The organism is Solimonas sp. K1W22B-7 (assembly GCF_003428335.1).
GTDB lineage: Bacteria > Pseudomonadota > Gammaproteobacteria > Nevskiales > Nevskiaceae > Solimonas_A.
This window is the reverse complement of the sequence record NZ_CP031704.1, coordinates 3,500,398-3,519,432: the sequence shown is the minus strand read 5'-3', so window position 1 is coordinate 3,519,432 and position 19,035 is coordinate 3,500,398. Positions and strand designations below refer to the sequence as shown.

Annotated in this window: 16 protein-coding genes; 6 read left to right on the top strand and 10 right to left on the bottom strand. The window is 68.4% G+C overall.

Features of this window, described 5'->3' with window-relative positions; genetic code table 11:
• Positions 1-8 precede the first annotated feature (8 nt).
• Positions 9-1,580, bottom strand: a complete 1,572-nt coding sequence (locus tag D0B54_RS15795) for a cytochrome P450 (RefSeq protein ID WP_117292237.1) — start codon at positions 1,578-1,580, stop codon at positions 9-11.
• A gap of 155 nt (positions 1,581-1,735) precedes the next feature.
• On the opposite strand from D0B54_RS15795, the gene D0B54_RS15790 reads away from it, so the two are divergent.
• A complete protein-coding gene (locus D0B54_RS15790) occupies positions 1,736-2,314 on the top strand; it encodes a YtfJ family protein (protein WP_162932468.1) in 579 nt (192 codons plus the stop codon).
• Between the two features lie 54 nt (positions 2,315-2,368).
• Here D0B54_RS15790 and D0B54_RS15785 read toward each other — a convergent pair whose 3' ends face one another.
• Positions 2,369-2,845 (bottom strand): Lrp/AsnC family transcriptional regulator, encoded by a 477-nt coding sequence (locus D0B54_RS15785; RefSeq protein WP_117292235.1) that lies wholly within the window; start codon positions 2,843-2,845, stop codon positions 2,369-2,371.
• A gap of 137 nt (positions 2,846-2,982) precedes the next feature.
• Here D0B54_RS15785 and D0B54_RS15780 point away from each other — a divergent pair, with 137 nt between their 5' ends.
• From D0B54_RS15780 to lpdA, 4 genes are read left to right on the top strand one after another with little or no spacing between them, the layout of a single operon-like run.
• Positions 2,983-4,239, top strand: coding sequence for a thiamine pyrophosphate-dependent enzyme (locus tag D0B54_RS15780; RefSeq protein WP_117292234.1), 1,257 nt, complete (start codon positions 2,983-2,985; stop codon positions 4,237-4,239).
• Position 4,240: 1 nt separating this feature from the next.
• Positions 4,241-5,254, top strand: a complete 1,014-nt coding sequence (locus D0B54_RS15775) for an alpha-ketoacid dehydrogenase subunit beta (RefSeq protein WP_205527145.1) — start codon at positions 4,241-4,243, stop codon at positions 5,252-5,254.
• Between the two features lie 2 nt (positions 5,255-5,256).
• On the top strand, positions 5,257-6,522 hold the full coding sequence (locus D0B54_RS15770) for a dihydrolipoamide acetyltransferase family protein (RefSeq protein WP_117292233.1): 1,266 nt from the start codon (positions 5,257-5,259) through the stop codon (positions 6,520-6,522).
• A gap of 11 nt (positions 6,523-6,533) precedes the next feature.
• Positions 6,534-7,943 carry a dihydrolipoyl dehydrogenase gene (gene lpdA, locus D0B54_RS15765; RefSeq protein ID WP_117292232.1) on the top strand — a complete coding sequence of 470 codons (1,410 nt, stop codon included), beginning with the start codon at positions 6,534-6,536 and terminating at the stop codon, positions 7,941-7,943.
• A gap of 18 nt (positions 7,944-7,961) precedes the next feature.
• Here the strand turns inward: lpdA and D0B54_RS15760 are convergent, their stop codons facing one another.
• Positions 7,962-8,666 (bottom strand): TetR/AcrR family transcriptional regulator, encoded by a 705-nt coding sequence (locus tag D0B54_RS15760; RefSeq protein WP_117292231.1) that lies wholly within the window; start codon positions 8,664-8,666, stop codon positions 7,962-7,964.
• A gap of 93 nt (positions 8,667-8,759) precedes the next feature.
• Here D0B54_RS15760 and D0B54_RS24625 point away from each other — a divergent pair, with 93 nt between their 5' ends.
• Positions 8,760-9,800 carry a helix-turn-helix transcriptional regulator gene (locus D0B54_RS24625; RefSeq protein WP_205527144.1) on the top strand — a complete coding sequence of 347 codons (1,041 nt, stop codon included), beginning with the start codon at positions 8,760-8,762 and terminating at the stop codon, positions 9,798-9,800.
• A gap of 44 nt (positions 9,801-9,844) precedes the next feature.
• On the opposite strand, the gene D0B54_RS15750 is transcribed toward D0B54_RS24625, so the two are convergent.
• The 7 genes from D0B54_RS15750 to D0B54_RS15715 form a co-directional block, all read right to left on the bottom strand.
• On the bottom strand, positions 9,845-10,849 hold the full coding sequence (locus D0B54_RS15750) for an IS30 family transposase (protein WP_117292230.1): 1,005 nt from the start codon (positions 10,847-10,849) through the stop codon (positions 9,845-9,847).
• 153 nt (positions 10,850-11,002) lie between these two features.
• Complete coding sequence (locus D0B54_RS15745; RefSeq protein ID WP_117292229.1) at positions 11,003-11,389, bottom strand: RidA family protein; 387 nt, start codon at positions 11,387-11,389, stop codon at positions 11,003-11,005.
• Positions 11,386-12,246, bottom strand: coding sequence for an alpha/beta fold hydrolase (locus D0B54_RS15740; protein WP_117292228.1), 861 nt, complete (start codon positions 12,244-12,246; stop codon positions 11,386-11,388). The genes D0B54_RS15745 and D0B54_RS15740 overlap by 4 nt, the downstream gene beginning before the upstream one ends.
• 7 nt (positions 12,247-12,253) lie before the next feature.
• Positions 12,254-14,704 (bottom strand): TonB-dependent receptor, encoded by a 2,451-nt coding sequence (locus D0B54_RS15735; protein WP_162932466.1) that lies wholly within the window; start codon positions 14,702-14,704, stop codon positions 12,254-12,256.
• A 29-nt stretch (positions 14,705-14,733) separates the two neighbouring features.
• Entirely contained in the window at positions 14,734-16,392 is a 1,659-nt protein-coding gene (locus D0B54_RS15725; protein WP_117292225.1) for a serine hydrolase domain-containing protein, read from the bottom strand.
• Between the two features lie 131 nt (positions 16,393-16,523).
• On the bottom strand, positions 16,524-17,399 hold the full coding sequence (locus D0B54_RS15720; RefSeq protein WP_117292224.1) for a serine hydrolase: 876 nt from the start codon (positions 17,397-17,399) through the stop codon (positions 16,524-16,526).
• Positions 17,392-19,029, bottom strand: a complete 1,638-nt coding sequence (locus tag D0B54_RS15715) for a serine hydrolase domain-containing protein (protein WP_117292223.1) — start codon at positions 19,027-19,029, stop codon at positions 17,392-17,394. Before D0B54_RS15715 ends, D0B54_RS15720 begins: the two co-directional genes overlap by 8 nt.
• Between the last annotated feature and the right edge of the window lie 6 nt (positions 19,030-19,035).

Genomic DNA, 19,035 nt, shown 5'->3' with positions numbered 1-19,035 from the left:
GGCGGGCATCAGGCCTTGGTGGCGGTGAAGGGGTAGGAGCCCATGAAGCCGGCCTTGGCCTTGCCGCTGATCACGTTGCCGTTGAGTTCGCCGGTGAACTCCACCTTCATCTTCATCGGCTTGGTGATGTGGTTGGCCCAGTAGATCTTGCTGCCGTCGCGCTTGAAGTCGGCGATCGGCGAGGTGGAGCCCTGGCCGGTCTGCGCGCCGCTGATCTTGTCGCCGCTGCGCTCCAGCACCAGCACCGCCGGCTGCGGGCCGGTGGGGCCCTTCACCACGACGTTCCAGGTGCCTTCCAGCGTCACTTCGGCGGCCGGGGCCGCCGCCGCCGCAGGGGCGGCGGGCTTGGGCGCGCTGACGGTGACGTTCCTGGGCTTGGAACCCACCCACACCGGCAGCGAATCCCAGCCGCGCACCGAGGAGGTCGACGACAGCACGGCGTTGTCGTAGTCCACTTCCCAGTCCGGGAAGCGCTTGAGCACTTCTTCCATCGCCACGCGGCCTTCCAGGCGCGCCAGCGGCGCGCCGATGCAGACGTGGATGCCCTGGCCGAAGGTCATGTGCGGGCGCTGCTCGCGGTGGATGTTGAAGCTGTCGCCGTTGACGAAGCGCGACTCGTCGCGATTGCCTGCGGCCACCAGCAGCATCATCGCGGCGCCCTTCGGAATCTTGCGGCCGTAGAGCTCCATGTCGCGCATCACCTCGCGCGCCAGGAAGGGGCCCGGCGGCTCGAAGCGCAGCAGCTCCTCGATGGCGGCAGGGATCAGTGCGGGATTCTTCACGATGTCGCGGCGCTGGTCCGGGTGCTCCGACAGGGTCTTGCCCATCCAGCCGATCAGGCGGTTGGTGGTCTCGTTGCCCGCGCCGGCCACCACGTTGACGATGTTGGAGATCTCGTCGCGCGTCAGCTTGCGCGTGACACCCTCGGGATCCTTGAAGTCGGTGCGCAGCAGCTCCGTCATCATGTCGTCCGACGGGTTCTTCTCGCGCCAGCTGATGTATTCCTCGAAGCCGGCCAGGGCCTCCTGCTGGATGGCCTGCTGGGCGGCGAGGTCGATCGGCTTGCCGGCCTCGGTGCGCATTCGGTCGTCCACCGACTGGCGGATCGCGGCCTGGTCCTTCTCGGGAATGCCCAGCAGCATGCTGACCGCGCGCATCGGCATTTCCGCGCCGAGGTTGGCGATGAAGTCGAAGCGGTCGCTGCCGACCAGCGGATCGAGGCTGCGCGCGCAGAGCGCACGGATGTCCTGCTCCACCGCGAACATGCGCTTGGGCGTGATGATGCGCTGCATCAGCGAGCGGTAGGCGGTGTGCTTGGGCGGGTCCTGGTGGATGAACACGGAATCCGGCATCACCGAGCGGGCCTTGATGAATTCCAGAATGTCGCCATGCGCCGAGCTGAACAGGTCGCGATCGCGCAGGCACTCCTCGATGTCCGCATAGCGGCTGATCGCGTAGAAGTCGTGCTCCTCGTTGTAGTACAGCGGCATTTCCTCGCGCAGCCGCTTGTAGGTCGGATAGGGGTTCGGGGTCAGGTCCGGGCGATAGGGATCCCAGGAAATGGCATTGGCTGCGCTCATGTTGCGTTCTCTCGCATGTGACGGGGCGGTGCGTTCGGTGGCATGTCTCCTCCGTTCCGGCGAGGGTTCGGCAATGCCAGGCACTAATGTACATGCGTGTGCATTAAGGTGTAAAGTCAGGCCTCCCGACGCTGCCCTGAGAAGCCAGAATGGTCATGAAAAAGATGCTCAAGCCGGTGCTCCTGCTGCTGGCCTCCCTGTTCGTCTCCTCCGCCCTGGCGGGCCGCCTGGGCGCGCCCTTGCCGGCGCTGAAGATCGACAACAAGGGCGAGATCGTCCTCCAGGGCGACGGGCAGGCCGGCTACCGGGCCTGGGACAGCACGCGGCTGGACACCCGGGGCCGGGTTTCCATCGTCCACTACCTGGCCGCGCGCCGCGAGGCGGAGAAGGAAACCCGGCTGTTTCTCGAGCGGCTGAAGAAGGCCGGCCTGCCCAGGGACCTGTATCTGCTCACCAGCATCGTCAATGTCGACGACGTCACCTTCGGCATGTCCAGCATGGCGGTTTCGGAGATGGAAAAGACCAAGCGCCAGGACCCCGCGACCGCACTGGTGATCGACTACGCGGGGCAGGGACAGAAGACCTGGGGAGTGCCGGCCAGGCACTCGGCGCTGTTCGTGCTGGGGGCCGATGGCAAGGTGATCTTCGCCAAGGAAGGCGGGCTCAACCCGGAGGAGGTCGAGCAGGCCATGGCGGCCATCACCCGGGAAGTATCGAAGCGGGCGAAGCCCTAGGCCTGTTGCGCCGCGGGCACCGGCTGCCCGCCAATCCCGATAGGCACGTCCGCTTCAGCCGGCCGTCGCGTGTAGCGGCAGCCTCGTGGTGTTCACGGTCTGCTCGAAGGAGATCAGCGAGCTGATCTCCTGGACCTCCAGCTGCGACAGGCGGGTCCACACCAGTTCGCGATACTCCTCGATGCTGGTGGTGGCGATCTTCAGCACGAAGTCCACCTGGCCCAGCGTGGTATGGCATTCCAGGACCTGCGGGATGGCCTTCACCGCCTCGATGAACTTGGGCAGCGCGTTGCTGCTGTGCCGCGACATCTTCACCATGGCGAACACCATGACGCTGAAGCCCACCTTCTTCGGGTTCAGCACCGCCACGCGGCGTTCGATGACGCCGCTGTCGACGAAGCCCTGCACGCGGCGCCAGACCACCGATTTGGATGAGGCGACGCGCTCGGCCACCTCGGCCACCGGCAGGGTCGCGTCGTCCTGCAGCTGGTTCAGGATGCGGATATCGAGCTCGTCCAGGGCATGGGTCATAAATACCTATTTTCCGTTTATACGCGGAACAAATTACCAGATAAATTCTGGTGGTGGGCACACATAAGGAAGATATACCTCCCATCCGGTCTTAATCTATTTTCCTGGATTGCGTTCGCTGAGGCAGGGGAGCGGAAATGGAAACGACCGATGGCAGGGCTGCAGAGGGTGGCCGGCGGCAGCCGCTGCGGTTTCACGTGCCGGAGCCGAAGTGCCGCCCCGGCAGTGCGCCGGACCTGGCCGACATCCGCCTGCCGCAGGCGCGGCTGCCGCGGCCGCCGGTCGATACGTCCTCGGACCAGCTGCACGAATACGCCTATGGCCTGGTCCGCGTGCTGGGCGACGACCATCGCGCCTCCGGCGACTGGGACCCGGGCCTGACGCCGGACTTCCTGCGCAAGGGCCTGCGCTCGATGCTGCTGACGCGCCTTTACGACCAGCGCATGCTGCGCGCGCAGCGCACCGGCAAGACCTCGTTCTACATGCAGTGCACCGGCGAGGAGGCCATTGCCGTTGCGCAGGCCATGGCGCTGGAGCCCGACGACATGTGCTTTCCCAGCTACCGCCAGCAGGGCCTGCTGATCGCGCGCGGCTGGTCCCTGGTCGACATGATGTGCCAGGTGCTCAACAACAGCGGCGACCGCATGAAGGGCCGCCAGCTGCCGGTGATGTACTCGGCCAAGGAAGCGAGCTTCTTCACCATCTCGGGCAATCTCGGCACGCAGTTCATCCAGGCCGTGGGCTGGGCGATGGCCTCCGCGTACAAGGGCGACACGCGCCTGGCGGCCGCATGGGTCGGTGACGGCACCACGGCGGAAGCGGACTTCCACTACGCACTGACCTTCGCCGCGGTGTATCGCGTGCCGGTGCTGCTCAACGTGGTCAACAACCAGTGGGCGATCTCGTCCTTCCAGGGCATCGCCGGTGGTGAGGTCACCACCTTCGCCGCGCGCGCGATCGGCTACGGACTGCCGGGCCTGCGCGTCGACGGCAACGACTTCCTCGCGGTCTGCGCCGCCACGCGCTGGGCCATCGCCCGCGCGCGCGCCGGTTTCGGCGCCACGGTCCTGGAGTTCTACACCTACCGCGCCGCCGCGCATTCCAGCAGCGACGATCCCTCCGGCTATCGCCCCGAGGGCGAGGCGGCGCTGTGGCCGCTGGGCGACCCCATCGAACGGCTCAAGCAGCATCTCGTCGCCGCCGGCGAGTGGTCCGAAGAGCAGCATGCGGCCCTCACGGCGGAGCTGACCGAAACGATCAAGGCCGCCGGCAAGGAGGCCGAGAGCTTCGGCACGCTCGGCGGCAAGGCCTCGAGCCCGCGCACGATGTTCGACGACGTCTTCAAGGAACTGCCGCAGCACCTGCGCCGGCAGCGCCAGCAGCTGGGGTACTGACATGCCTTCGATGACGATGATCCAGGCCCTCAATTCGGCCATGGACGTGATGCTGGAGCGCGACCCCGACGTGCTGGTCTTCGGCGAGGACGTCGGCTATTTCGGCGGCGTGTTCCGCTGCACCGCCGGCCTGCAGAAGAAGTACGGCCACACCCGCGTGTTCGACACGCCGATCGCCGAGGGCGGCATCGTCGGCGCCGCCGTGGGCATGGGCGCCTATGGCCTGCGCCCGGTGGTGGAGATCCAGTTCGCCGACTACATCTACCCGGCGATGGACCAGCTGACCTCCGAGGCGGCGCGCCTGCGCTACCGCTCCGGCGGCGAGTTCACCGCGCCGATCACGGTGCGCACGCCCTGCGGCGGCGGCATCTACGGCGGGCAGACCCACAGCCAGAGCCCGGAGGCGATCTTCACCCACGTCTGCGGCCTGAAGACGGTGATGCCCTCCAACCCCTACGACGCCAAGGGCCTGCTGATCGCCGCCATCGAGGACGACGATCCGGTGATCTTCTTCGAGCCCAAGCGCCTCTACAACGGGCCCTTCGACGGTCACCACGACCGCCCGGTGAAGCCCTGGGCGGGCCATCCGATGGGCGAGGTGCCCGAGGGCTACTACCGCATTCCGCTGGGCCAGGCCGCCGTGCTGCGCCCCGGCGCGGCGCTGACCCTGCTGTGCTACGGCACCATGGTGCACGTCGCCCTGGCGGCCGTGGCGGAGTCGGGCATCGACGCCGAGGTGATCGACCTGCGCACGCTGGTGCCGCTGGATCTCGACACCATCGAAGCCTCGGTGCGCAAGACCGGCCGCTGCGTGATCGTGCACGAGGCGACCCGCACGGGCGGCTTCGGCGCCGAACTGTCGGCACAGGTGCAGGAAACCTGCTTCTCGCACCTGGAGGCGCCGATCGAACGCATCACCGGCTGGGACACGCCGTACCCACTGGCGCACGAGTGGCACTACTTCCCCGGGCCGGCGCGCGTCGGCGAGGCCCTCAAGCGCGTCATGGAGTTCTGATCATGGCCCAATATGCATTCAAGCTTCCGGACATCGGCGAAGGCATCGCCGAGGCCGAGATCGCCTGCTGGCGCGTGGCCGTCGGCGATCGCGTGGAAGAAGACCAGCCGCTCGCCGACATGCTCACCGAAAAGGCGGCCGTGGAGATTCCCTCGCCGGTCTCCGGCCGCGTGATCCAGCTCAACGGGCAGGCCGGCGACAAGGTCGCGATCGGTTCGGTGCTGGTGCTGCTCGAAGTGGAAGGCGAGAGCAGCGGTGAACTGCCGCCCGCCGGGGTGGCGAAGCCCGCCGCCCCGCCGCCGCCCGCGCCGGTCGCAGCCGCGCCACCGCCGAAGCCGGTGACCGGTCAGGTCCCTGCCGCGCCCGCGGCGCCCGTGGTGCCGCGTGCCGCCGGCGAGAAGCCGGTGGCTTCGCCCGCCGTGCGCCGCCGCGCGCAGGAGCTGGGCATCCTGCTCAGCTACGTGCAGGGCAGCGGCAAGGCCGGGCGCATCACCCAGGAAGATCTCGAGCGCTTCGCCGCCGGCGGCGCCGTGGGCAGCGCGCCGCTGTCGACGGCACGCGGACCGCGCGACGCCGTGCACGAGATCAGGATCATCGGCCTGCGCCGCAAGATCGCCGAGGCGATGCAGCGCTCCAAGCAGCGCATTCCGCACTTCGCCTATGTCGAAGAAGTCGATGTCACCGCGCTGGAGGAAGCGCGCGCGCAGCTCAACGCCAACCGCCGCAAGGACCAGCCCAAGCTGACGCTGCTGCCGTTCCTGGTCGAGGCCCTGGCCAAGGCACTGCCGGACTTTCCGGCGATGAACGCCCGCTACGACGACGAAGCTGGCATCGTGCGCCGCTACGAGGCCCTGCACGTCGGCATCGCCACGCAGACGCCCAACGGCCTGGTCGTGCCGGTGCTGCGGCATGCCGAGGCCCGCGATCTCTGGGACACGGCCGCGGAAATCTCCCGGCTGGCCGAGGCCGCGCGTTCCGGCAAGGGCACGCGCGAGGAGCTGTCGGGCTCCACCATCACGATCTCCAGCCTCGGGCCGATCGGCGGCATCGTCACCACGCCGGTGATCAACGCCCCGGAGGTCGCGATCATCGGCGTCAACAAGATCGTCGAGAAGCCGGTGGTGCGCGGCGGCCAGATCGTCGTGCGCCAGTGCATGAACCTGTCGTCGTCCTTCGATCACCGCGTGATCGACGGCTGGGACGCAGCCCGGTTCATCCAGCGGCTGCGCGCCCTGCTGGAAAGCCCCGTCACCCTGCTGGTGCGGTAGGAGCGAGTCCCATGAGCGAAACCATCAAGACCAAGGTCCTCGTGATCGGCGGCGGCCCCGGCGGCTACGTCGCGGCGATCCGCGCCGGCCAGCTGGGGCTCGACACCGTGCTGGTGGAAGCCGACCGCCTCGGCGGCACCTGCCTGATCCGCGGCTGCATTCCCTCCAAGGCGCTGATCCACGTCGCCGGCAAGTTCGAGGAGATGACGCGCTGCGCCAGCGACGACAGCCTCGGCATCCGCCTGCCCGCCGCGCCGGTGCTGGACATGGCCGAGGCCCAGCGCTGGAAGAGCGGGGTGGTCGACAAGCTCAACGCGGGCGTCGGTGCGCTGCTGCGCAAGGCCAAGGTGCGCACGCTCAATGGCTGGGCGACGTTCTCCGACGCCAAGACCTGCAGCGTCCGCACCGAGAAGGGAGACGTGACGGTCAGCGCCGAGCACGTGATTCTTGCCAACGGCTCCGTGCCGGTGGCGCTGCCCGACCTGCCCTTCGGTGGCCGGGTGCTGTCCTCGGCCGATGCGCTGTCCCTGCAGGAACTGCCGAAGCGGCTGGTGGTCGTGGGTGCGGGCTACATCGGCATGGAACTGGGCATCGCCTTCGCGCGCATGGGTTCCCATGTGACTTTCGTCGAGGCCGGCCCGCGCATCCTGCCGCTCTACGATGCGCAGCTGACACGGCCGGTCGAGCAGTGGCTGAAGAAGCACGGCATCGCCGTCCACGTGAACGCCAGGGCCCAGGGCCTGGCGCAAGGTCCCGATGGCCCGGTGCTCGCGGTGGCCAACGGCAGCGGACCGCTGGCGCTGCCCTGCGACCGCGTGCTGGTCACCGTGGGCCGCGCGCCGAACACCGCCGGCTGGGGCCTGGAGAACATGGCGGTGGACATGAATGGCCGCTGGATCAAGGTCGACAGCCAGTGCCGCAGCTCGATGCGCAACGTCTGGGCCATCGGCGACCTGGTCGGCGAACCCATGCTCGCGCACAAGGCCTCGGCGCAGGGCGAGATGGTGGCCGAGATCATCGCCGGCCATCGCCGCAGCTTCGATCCGGTCGCGATCGCCGCGGTGTGCTTCACCGAGCCCGAGATCGTCGGTGCCGGCCTGTCGCCGGACGAGGCCAAGGCCGCGGGCATCGAAACCAAGGTTGCCACGTTCCCGTTCGCCGCCAACGGCCGCTCGCTGACGATGGAGGCCGGTGCGGACGGCGGCTTCGTGCGCGTCACCGCGCGTGCCGACAATCACCTCGTGCTCGGCCTGCATGCCGTGGGTGCGCATGCCTCGGAGCTGTCCGGCGAGTTCGCGCTGGCACTGGAGATGGGCGCGCGCCTGGAAGACCTCGCCGGCACGATCCACGTGCATCCGACGATGTCGGAAACGCTGCCGGAGGCCGCGCTCGCGGCACTGGGTCATGCCATCCATCTCTGAGCCGGCTGAGCTGAGCGTTCAGGCCTCCGGCCGGCGTTGCGTATCGTGCCGGATCACCTGGGGCAGCAGCAGTTCGACCAGGGTGATGAAGATCTGGCGGAAGCGCTCCTCGGGGGACCGCTTGAGCAGCTCCGGCACATTCTGGAAGAGGCGCTGGATGTAGCCCGCTTCCGCCTCCGGCAGCCGGGTGAGCAGCTCTTCCTCTTCGGCGCGATCGGCGGCGCGCTCCGCTTTCGCGTCGGTGGCCGTCAGGCCCAGCAGGGTCCGGTAGGCCACCACCGTGCGGAAGTCATCCACGCCGATTTCCGAAAAGGTCTTCAGCAACTGGTTGACCAGCTTGATTTCCCAGTGCCAGGCGGCGGATCCCGGGGCGCCGGTCAGTGCCCCGGGGCTGCGGATCTGCAACTCCCGCAAGGCCAGGAACATTTCCAGCAGCTGCCCGGCCAGGGGCACGGGCAGCTGCAGGTCCGGCACCGGGAAGGAGCCGAAGATGCGGCCCAGGGCGGCCTCTTCGATCTCCTCCAGGTTGCGGAAATAGGTGTACAGGGTAGGGGCTTTCACCCCCAGCTGCGCGCCCAGCGAGCGCAGCGTCAGGGCGCTCATGCCCTGCTCGCGGATCAGCAGCTCCGCGGCCTGCAAAACCGAGTCTTGGCTCAGTTTCCGGGGGCGTCCCCCGGCACTTTTCCCCTTGCGCCTGGGCGCCCGGATTTTCCCTTCCTGCATCGCTTCCCCTTGCGCGCGGCGGCCGCTTGATCTAGATTTCTGGAAGTATTTTAACGCACATTAAAATACATTGTAAGAAAACAGGATCGAACCATGCTTGCCAGCTCCCCCGCGGTCTATGCCTCCCGTTCCTCGCGTGCCCAGATCGTCGCGCTGCAGAGCGCCGTGGACATGGACAGTTTCTGGCGCGCCAGCATCAACCTGATGCGCAGGGAGATGCCGCAGCGGTCCTGCGCGCTGTTCTCGGACATCGTCGACTTCGAGCCCACCCAACTGCGCTACCACGTCGTGGCACCGCGCAAGGCGGACTACGTGCCGGCCAAGAGCCTGTCGGTGACGGGGCCCTACCTCGCACGCCATCCGCGCATCGAGTCCTGCACCTATGCCGAGATCGCCGCCGAGGACCCGCAGGCGCCGCAGCGTCGCCTGGAGCAGGAACCCGACCCGGAATGGGACGACTTCATCGCGCTGGCCTTCTGGCGCAAGGCCGAGCCGCATAGCGTGCTGGCGGTATTCGGCCCCGAGTGCATCCCGCCGGAGGAGAAGGCCTTCCTCGAACATCTGCACCCGATGATCGACGCCGGCCTGGCGCGGCTGCGCATGCTGGAGCAGGAGCGCAGCCTGAGCACGCTGCTGCAGGGTTACCTGCAGAACTCGCCGGAGGCGCTGGTGTTCTTCAACCGGCGCGGCACGCTGCTCTACCAGAGCGCGCATGGCGAGACGCAGTTCAACCGCTGGAACCGCGCGCTGCGCCGCGGCCAGGAGACGGCCGGCCTGCCGGCGGCCCTGCGCGGCGCCTTCCAGAGCGGCGACGGGGCGCTGCGCCTACAGCACCCGGAACTGCCGGAACTCTCGGCGACGCTGGACACGACGCCCGGCGGCTACGTCCTGCGCCTCATCGATGCGCAGACCCTGGGCCAGGCCGGTGAGCTCTCGCTGCAGGCGCTGGCCGCGCTGAACAAGCTCTCGCCCTCGGAGCAGCGCGTCGCGCGCCTGGTGGTCGAGGGACTGCGCAACGAGCAGATCGCCGAACGCCTGTGCCGTTCGCCGCGCACCGTCGAGTTCCAGCTGCACAACGTGTTCCGCAAGCTCGGCGTCGGCAACCGCGTGCAGCTGTCGCGGCTGCTGGGCTGAGGGCTTGGCCTGCTAACGCGATGGCTTGCAGGAACACGAACCCGTCATGCCGGCGGAAGCCGGCAGGTGGATTCACATTTGAAATGCAACACTTTGGCGAAGACCTCGGCTGGGGTTTTGAAGCCGAGGCACTTGCGTGGCGTGTGATTGTAGATCTGAGCGATCTGCAAGAGTTGGTCTGGTGAGAGGTCTTCGACGTTGGTTCCCCGGGGTAGCCAGCGGCGCAAACGCCCGTTGGCATTCTCGACGCCACCCTTCTGCCAGGGGGAATGCGGATCGCAGAAATAGGTCTGCAAGCCCAGGGGCTGATGCAGGGTGTAGTGCAAGGCGAATTCGGTGCCGTTGTCGAAGGTGATGCTGCGGCGCAGGGCTGGGGGCAGTGGGGCCAGCAAGGCCTGGAGGGTTTGCGCCACCGGCGCAGCGGCCTTGCTGGGCTGGCGGACGATGGCGGTCAGCCGGGACGTTCGCTCATGCAGGGTCAGGATGGCTTGGCCATAGCGCGCAAAGAGCATCAGGTCGGCTTCCCAGTGTCCCGCCTGGCGCCGGTCAGCCGCAGCCTTGGGGCGCTTTTCGATCGAAACCCGCTGCTGGATGTGCTCTGCCGGGCTGCCGCCCTTGCGGCCACGGAAGCCGCGCTTGCTCTTGGCACGGGGCAGATAGAGACGCCAGGAAAAGTCGTTGGTCCGGGCGATCTGGGCGGCAATGAAGCGATAGATGCTCTCGTAGCTGATCTGCAGATCCTGCTGAGCCAGCCGCCGCGATACCTGCTCGGGAGACCAGCCTCGGCGCAATCCCTCCAGAACCCTGGCTTGCAGCTCGGCATCACGCAGAAGCCGGCTACCTTGCCAGCGGCGCGCCCGAGCTTGCTCGCCGGCATAGACGCTCTGGTAGCCCGTCGCGCCAGTGTTGCGCTTCAGTTCCCGAGAAATGCTCGATGGCGCGCGATCCAGAGCTGCCGCAATTTGCCGGATCGACTCCCCGGCTTGGCGCCGACGGGAAATCTCACACCGTTCCTCGATTCCAAACTGCTCAAAGCTCTTGCGTCCCATTGCAGCACCCTCGTAATAGGGTGTTGCATTTGGTTTGTGAACTCACGGCATCCAGTCCCGGACGGGAGTAGCCACCGCTCGACTGGATACCGGCTTTCGCCGGTATGACGGTCAGGGAAGTACGATCGCCGGTGTGCCGGAGAAGCCGGAAACCTAGTCGAGGCTGGCGATCACGTCGATCTCGATGCGCGCGCCGGGGATCAGCAGCTCGCTGACCACGGTCGAGCGTGCCGGCGGATGCTGCGGGAAGTACTCGCGGTAGATGGCGTTGAAGGCGGCGAAGTCGGCCTTGTCGGTGAGCCAGACGCCGGCTTTGACCACGCGGTCGAGATCGGCGCCGGCCTGCTGCAGGACCGCGCGCAGTCGCGCCATCACCTGGTGGGTCTGCGCGGCGATGTTGGCGCCGACCAGGGCGCCGTTGTCGTCCAGGCCCAGCTGGCCGGAGACGAACACCAGATTGCCCGCGCGGACCGCCGGCGACAGCGGCACGGTCATGCCGTTGGCCAGGGTGGGGCTCTTGCCGATGACTTCGATGCTCATGGGTGTTCCGGTGTACGAGGCAGGCTGCGCGCGAAGGCGAGGATGTGTTCGGCGACCTGGGCCGCGTGGGCAGGATCGCCGACCAGGCTGCTGTGATGGGCTCCCTCGACGACGGCGAGCTGGCTCAATGGCGCCGGCGAAACGCTTGCCAGCTCGCGGTGCAGGGTTTGCATGTGGGCGAAGTCGGCATCTGTCATCTGCGCGGGAGGGGTGCCGGCGAGGACCGCCGCGACCGGATGCCGCGGTGCCGCCGCGATGCGGCCAACCTCGGACAGTACCCCGGTCATCGCGGCGAGTTCGCCGCGCATGCGCGGCAGGTAGTCCGGGGCGCTCAACTGCGCGAGCTGCCGGCGGAACCGCGCGGCGTCGGTCTTGCGGCCGAACAGCCGCTGCAGCAGGCCTGCCGGTCCGAGGCGCGCGACCCAGTGCAGCAGCCAGATCACACGCTGCGCATGGCGCATTGCCGCCACCGGGAAGACGTGGGCCACCGGCGTGGCATCGACCAGCACCAGGCCGGCGACGCGCTGCGGCTGGCTGGCCGCGAAATGCCGGGCGTAGAGACCGCCCAGCGAGTAACCGACCAGCAGCACCGGCCGGTTCCATTGCAGCCGGTCCAGCAGGGCCGCCAGGCGCGCGGTCACGGCGTCCGCGCCGAAGCCCGCTGCGTCCGCCGGGCTGTCGCCCATGCCGGCGCGATCGTAGACCAGCACACGGGCATGGCGGGCGAGCAGGTTCTCGACGTGTCGCCAGTCGTCGGAGCTGCCGAGTCCGCCGGCCTCGAGGACGATGTCCGGCAGTTCGCCGGGCTGGCCGGCCAGGCGATGGAACAGTGGGCTGTTGCTGGCGGGCAGGGTCATGGAGGGCTCAGTTGAAGCCGAACGACAGGTTGAGGCGCAGCGTGCGCGGAGTGGTATAGACCAGCGGGCGGCCGATGAGGGCGGCCTCGAAGTCCGTGCCCCCCAGCGCTGCCGACAGGGCGTAGGTGTCGAAGATGTTGCTGACGCCGATGCTCAGCGACGGCATGAATGACAGGTCCGGTCGGCTGATGCCGAAGTTGAAGTGCAGCAGCTCGTAGCCGCCGACCTCGGCCGTGTGGTCGATGTTGTTGAAGGCCTTGCCCTGGTGCGTGCCGATCAGCGAGGCCTGCGTCTGCCAGGGCCCGAACGCATGCTGGTAACCGATGGTGGCGGTCGCCTGGATCTTGGGCGAGCTGGGCATCTCCGAGCCCTTGGGGACCGTGTTGCCCGAGGCGGACTGGAAGTCCTCCGCGGTCACCGATTCGATCCAGGCGCTGGAGAGTTCCAGCGACAGGCCATCCAGCGGCGGCAGGTAGAGCAGGGTGCTTTCCACGCCGACGCTGCGCGCGCTGCCGACGTTGGCGATGAACGCGTCGAGCGGCGCGGCGGGCCTGACCTGGTTGACTTGTGGCTTCTGCCAGTCCAGGTAGAAGGCCGTGATGTCGAAGCGCAGCGTGCGCTCCAGCCAGTCGCTGCGCAGGCCGAGCTCGTAGTTCCACAGCGTGCTGGATTCGTACGTGAGGGGAACGGGGGTGACGTTGCTGAGGTTGAATCCACCGAACTGGAAGCCGCGCGAGATGTTGCCGTAGATCATCAGCTCGTCGTTGGGGCGCCAGTTCAGGGCGAACTTGGGGCTGAAGCCCTTGCTCTCCTGCGTCTGCTTGTCGGCGGGCTCGCCGTTGGTGTAGGGCGTGCCCGCCACCTCGGTCTGGTAGTAGCGGCCGCCGACCGTCAGCGTCCAGTCGCTGCCGAAGCTGCGCGAGACTTCGCCGAACACGGCATTTTCCTCTGCCAGCAGCGGCCGGAAGCCGGTGTCGGTGACCTGGAGGCCGGCCGCGTCCACGGGCAGGCCGAGCAGCTGCAGCAGCGGCAGCAGCGGTTCCAGGACGGGAAGGCCCAGGTCGAGATAGAGGTTGGACGTGATGTTCGCTTCGTAGTCGCTGAAGTACACCCCGCCCAGCCAGGTCCAGGGGCCATCGCCGGAGGACACCAGGCGGAACTCCTGCATGAAGCCTTCCGTCTCGACTCCGCGCTTGGCGTGGAGCGTGCGGATGCCGAGCATCGCCAGCGGTCGCAGGATGTAGGAGGTGTCGGCGTCGTTGTGGTTGAACTTGGTCTGGTAGCCGCTGACCGAGACCAGCTGCGCCCAGTCGAAGTCGTAGCGCACGTCCAGGGTGGTGGCGTTGAAGCCGTTCCTGTACGGGGAGGGTGCCGGCGCCTCGTTGCGTGGCTTGCCCTGGTCGTTGGTGGTGTAGCCGAGCTCGTCGCCCTCGCGCTCCGAGCGCATGTAGGAGAGGTTGAGGCTCAGCTCGTCCAGCGGCCGCCACAGGGCGATGGCGCGCCCGGCGAAGTTGTCGACGTCATCGACGTCGTCTTCCACGCGGCCCGGGGTGTCGATGTCGAGCATGCCGGGCTGTTGCTGCAGCGATCCGGCGACGCGCAGCGCGAAGCTCTCGCCGACCGGCAGATTGAGCATGCCGGAGAATGAAGGGGCGGATTCGCCATGGTCGACACTGACCCAGTCGCCGGAGAGGCGGCCTTCCCAGTTGCCGAGCTTCGGCGCATTGGGAACGTAGCGGATCAGGCCGCCGAGCGAGGTCGCGCCGAACAGCGAGCCCTGCGGGCCCTTCAGCACTTCGACGGTGGCCAGGTCCCAGGGATCGGGATCGACGATGGTGTAGGAGCCGTAGGGGTCGGTCAGCGGCATGTCGCCGAAGACCACGCCGACGGTCTGGTTGGTGTTGGTGTCCGGGCCGACGCCGCGGACGCTGAGCTTGCGCGGGATGCCGGCGATCTCGTCCTGCGTGTTCATGCCGGGCACCAGCTGGATGAAGTCCTTGAGCTTGTGCGCGCCCAGGTCCTCCATGTTCTTGCCGGTCAGCGCGGTGATGCTGACGGGGATTTCGCGTACCGACTGCTCGCGCTTGGTGGCGGTGACGATGATCTCTTCGATCTGGGCGCGGCGCGGCGGCTCCGCCATGGGGGCGGGCTCCTGCTCGGCGCGCAGCGGCTGCACCGGGATGGTCTCCAGGGTGTCGGCGAGCGCGGGCGCGGCGGCCGGGGCCGGCGGTTCGCCGGCGCTCGCCGCCGCCGGCTCGCTGCCAGGCGCGGAGGCGGGCGGGGCGGCAGGCTCGGCCGGCGTGCCGGCCGGGTCCTCCGCCAGCAGCGCTTCCAGGTCGAAGTCCTGCGGCTCGCTGCTCTCCTGGGCCTGGGCGCCGGCGGCGCTGCTCAGGCCCAGCAGGGCGGCGGCGCAGCCGCCCTTGAAGCGGCCCAGCCGCTGGAGAGTGGTCGAGGACATGGCGGGATTCCCGGAAGTGGTTTTCATGTTCAGCAGCGCTCGAAGCGCAGGCCGCGCACGCGGTCGGCGTCCTGGGTGAAGGCGACGACCTGGCCGTCGCGGCGCTCCAGCGTCAGCACGGCGATGTTCGGCAACGGCAGCGCCGGGACGGTGTGGAAGGCGCCGCAGACGACGACGTCCTCCGACAGCGGATGCAGTTCCCACAGCGCCTTGCCGCAGACCGGCTGGAAGTCGAGGTAGAGCTTGCCGTTCTGCAACAGGATCTCGATCTCGGGGCCGTAGTCGATGCTGCGGTAGCGGCCGCAGAAGGCGGCGGCGAGATCGGCGGCCGCGGGAGCCTGCTGCGGCAGGCGTTCGAAGCGCTGCGTTTCGCCGGCCAGGCGGAAGTCGAGCGAGGCCGGGGTTTCGCCGGCCGCGGGCGGCAGCAGGTCGATCGGACTGGTCGGCGCATTGTTGATGCCCAGGCGGCCGTCGCATTCAGTGAGCAGGCCCGTGGGAGAGCCATGGGCGGAGAGCATCATGCCCTCCGGCGCGTCGGGCAGCGCCTTGATGCGGCTGATGTCGATCAGGGTGCGCGCGGTGCTGGAGTACCAGCGGCCCAGCAGGCCCGGATGATCGTCGGCCGCGGGCGGCGGTCGCGGCGGCGGCAGCCGCGCCGCGACCACCAGTTCCATGATCTTCTGCGCCAGCAGCGGGGCGTGGCCGTCCATGCGGTTGCTCATCACGACGATGTCGAGGTCTTCCGACGGCGCGGTGAGCATCTGGCATTGCGAGCCCAGCGTGGCGCCGGCATGGTGGATGGTGTCGAGCCCGCGGAAGGACTGGCGCGTCAGGCCCAGGCAGTAGCTGCCCTCGGTGCCGTTGGCGAGGCGGAAGGGCTGCAGCATCTTCTGCCAGCTGGCCGCGCTGCCGACGCGCTTCTGCGGGCTGCGCAGGTGAGCGGTCCAGGTCAGCATGTCGTCGACCGTGGAGATGATGCCGCCGGAGCCCAGCAGGTCGTCGGTGGGATAGATGCCGCGGCGCCAGCCGCCGCCGGGCTGCGGCAGGTGCAGCGTCGCCATGTTTGGCACGATCTCCATGTCGCTGGCGAGCAGGCGCGTGTCCAGCATCCCCAGCGGCGCGAAGATGTGCTCGTAGAGGAAATCGGCGAAGGACCGGCCGCTGACGCGGCCGACCACCAGCGACAGCAGCGTGTAGCCGGCGTTGCAGTACATCATGTCGGTGCCGGGCGCGAAGTTGCGCCCGTCGTGGCGCTGCAGCAGCTGCAGGTTGCCGCCCGCCGGGGTATGCCCCCAGTACCCGTGGTTGTGCAGGATGACCGCGAACAGGGGATCGCGGATACCGCCGGTGTGATGCATCAGCTGGCGCAGCGTCGGCGCGCCGCTGGCCTTGCCGGCCAGTTCCGGCAGGTAGTCGGCCACCGGCTGGTCGATGTCGAGCTTGCCTTGCTCTTCCAGCAGCAGGATCGCCAGGCAGGTGAAGTGCTTGCTGGTGGAGCCGATGCGCATGCGCGTCTGCGGCGTGTTGGCCGCCGCATGCTCGATGCTGGCGAGGCCGAAGCCGCAGCGGTAGAGCAGCTGGCCCTTGTGGCTGACGCCGACGACGAAACCGGGGGCGTCGCCGCGGTTCCAGGGTTTGAACAATTCGTCGAACTGCGGGGTCAGGCTGGGGGCGGTGGTGTCGGTCATGGTCGTCGGCAGGGATATCGTCGACCTGATCGTCTCCTATCGGGGACGAGGGGGCTATCTGCAGAAATACTGGGCAGGCCCAGGATCAGCTATGCAGTCAGCTGTGCTTCAGCTGTGCAGGCAGCCGTGCTTCAGCTGCGCAGCAGCTCGACCGCGCGGCGCGCGGCCTGGCCGATGGCGCGGTCCTGCGCGGGATGCTTGGCCTGCACGTCGTGACTGCGGGTGAACACCGATACGGCGTAGTGACGGCCGTCCGGATAGCTCACCACTCCGGCCTCGTTGCGAACCTTGACCAGTGTGCCGGTCTTGCCGGCCGTGCGGATGCCGTCCTCGGGAAACCCTGACGCGAGGCGATGCGGCCAGACCTGGGCGCCCAGGATCCGGCGCATCAGCGCGCAGCCGTCGCCGGAGGCGGCCTCGTTGCGCCAGATGGCGGCCAGCAGGCGCGAGGCCTCGCGCGGCGTGGTGCGGTTGGTTTGCAGGGGCTGCAGCGCGCGCAGGCGGCGCAGCAGTTCCGGGCCGGGCTTCGGCGGAAAGCCGGCCAGGACCGTAGAGCCTGCGTCTTCGGCCATCTGCGCGAACAGGAACCGGCAGTCGCCTTCGAGCCGCGTCCCCGCCAGGCCCAGGCCGGCCATCGTGGCGTTGATGCGGTCGATGCCCAGGCGCAGGCACAGGACATCGGTGGCGGCATTGTCGCTGACCACGATCATCGACAGGGCGAGGTCGCGCCAGCTCAGCGTGGTGGCATCCAGCCCCATCGACAGGCCGGTGGGGCCCGGTGCGCGGCCCGCGAGCGGAACGCTGACCGGTTCGGAAAGGTCGATCTGCCCGGCATCGGCCTGCCGGCACAACTCGACCATCACCGGGATCTTGAACACCGAGGCCGCGACCACGGGTTCGTCGGCGTGGTAGCCGATCTCCCGGCCGTCGGCCAGGTCGAGTGCATGCAGCCAGCCATCGACGCCGGCCGCCTGGAACAGTGCGCCGAAACCCGGATCTTCAGACATGACGTTGCAGCCAGAGATTGCGGGTGCGCGCGCCGTTGAGCCACAGGCCCGTGACGCGGCCTTCCTGCCGCTCGATGGCAAGGCTGCCGGCGACGGGGTAGGTGGCAAAGCCATTGGACTCGTAGGCAAAGCCGCAGACGTCCATCGTGTAGGGCGTCAGCCGCAGGCGGCTATGGCCGGAGACGGGCAGAAGATCGAGATGCAGCGCGCCGTCGATCAGCAGGATCGCGACCTCCACGCCGAGATCGGTCTCACGGTAGCGGCCCACGAGGTCTGCCGCCAGTGCCTCGGCGGCAGGGCCGCTGTCCGGCAGGCGCTGCCAGGTCTCGGCATGGCCGCTGTCGCTGCCGTGCAGGACCTCCGGTTGCTCCTCGGCCGGCAGCGTGATGGCGATGCGGCCGTGCGGTGAGCAGTTCATGATCCATTGGCCATCGCGCTCGATGACCGCGCCCATGGTCTGGCCCTGGACGCTCAGGGCCAGCGAGGCTTCGGTATCGCCGGGCAAGGGGGTTTCCAGCAGGCCGATCAGGCGGTGCGAGGCCGGTGCATACCAGCGCCCGATCAGGCCCGGCCGCCGTGCTGGAGCGGCAGCGGGCTCCAGTGTCTCTCCCAGCAAGGCCTCGACGATGCGGTTGGCCAGTGCGGGCGAGGCGGTGTCGTTGCGGTTGCACAGGACGATCACGTCCAGCTCATGCGCGGGCACGGTAAGCATCTGGCTGTTTCCGCCGATGACGCCGCCGGCGTGGTGGACGATCTCGACGCCGCGCCAGCGCTCGCGCAGCAGGCCCAGGCAGTAGTCGCCTTCGGCGCCGCTGCTGTAGCGCGGCTTGCGCAGCATCTGTTCCCAGCTCACGGCACTGCCGACGATCTTGTCCGGGCTGCGCAGATGCGCGAGCCAGGTCAGCATGTCGTCGACGGTGGAGACCATGCCGCCTTCGCCCAGCAGCTCCTCGCTGGGGAACAGGCCGCGGCGCCAGCCGTCGCCGTCCTTCAGGTGCAGGTCGGCCAGGCGCGGCAGCAGCGCGTGGTCGCTGGCCAGCAGGGCCGTATCGTGCATGCCCATGGGGGCGAGGACGCGTTCGCGCAGGAATTCGCCATAGGCCATGCCGCTGACGCGCTCGATCATGCGCGACAGCAGGTGGTAGCCCTGGTTGCAGTAGATCATCCGCTCGCCGCGCGGGTAGTTGAGGCTGGCGATACGGCGGCCGACCTGCAGCAGGTGACCGGGCGCCGGGAAGTTGTTCCAGCTCTTGTTGAGCAGGAGCAGCAGCAGGTCGTTGGGATCGCGCAGGCCGCTGGTGTGCAGCATGCACTCGCGCAGCGTCGGCGCGCCGCTGATGCCGTCCAGCTCGGGAAGATAGCGGCGCAGCGGCGCGTCGATGTCGAGCTGCCCTTCCTCCGCCAGCAGCAGTGTCGAGAGGCAGGTGAAGTGCTTGCTGGTGGAGCCGATGCGCATGCGCGTCAGCGGCGTGTTGGCCTGCGCCTGCTGGACGCTGGCCAGGCCGAAGCCACGGCGATAGATCGTGCGCCCGCGATGGGCGATGCCGACGATGAAGCCCGGGGCGTCGCTGCGGTTCCAGGGCTGCAGCAGTGCGTCGAGCTTGTGTCGGTGGTCGGAGGGCAGTTCCATGGACTC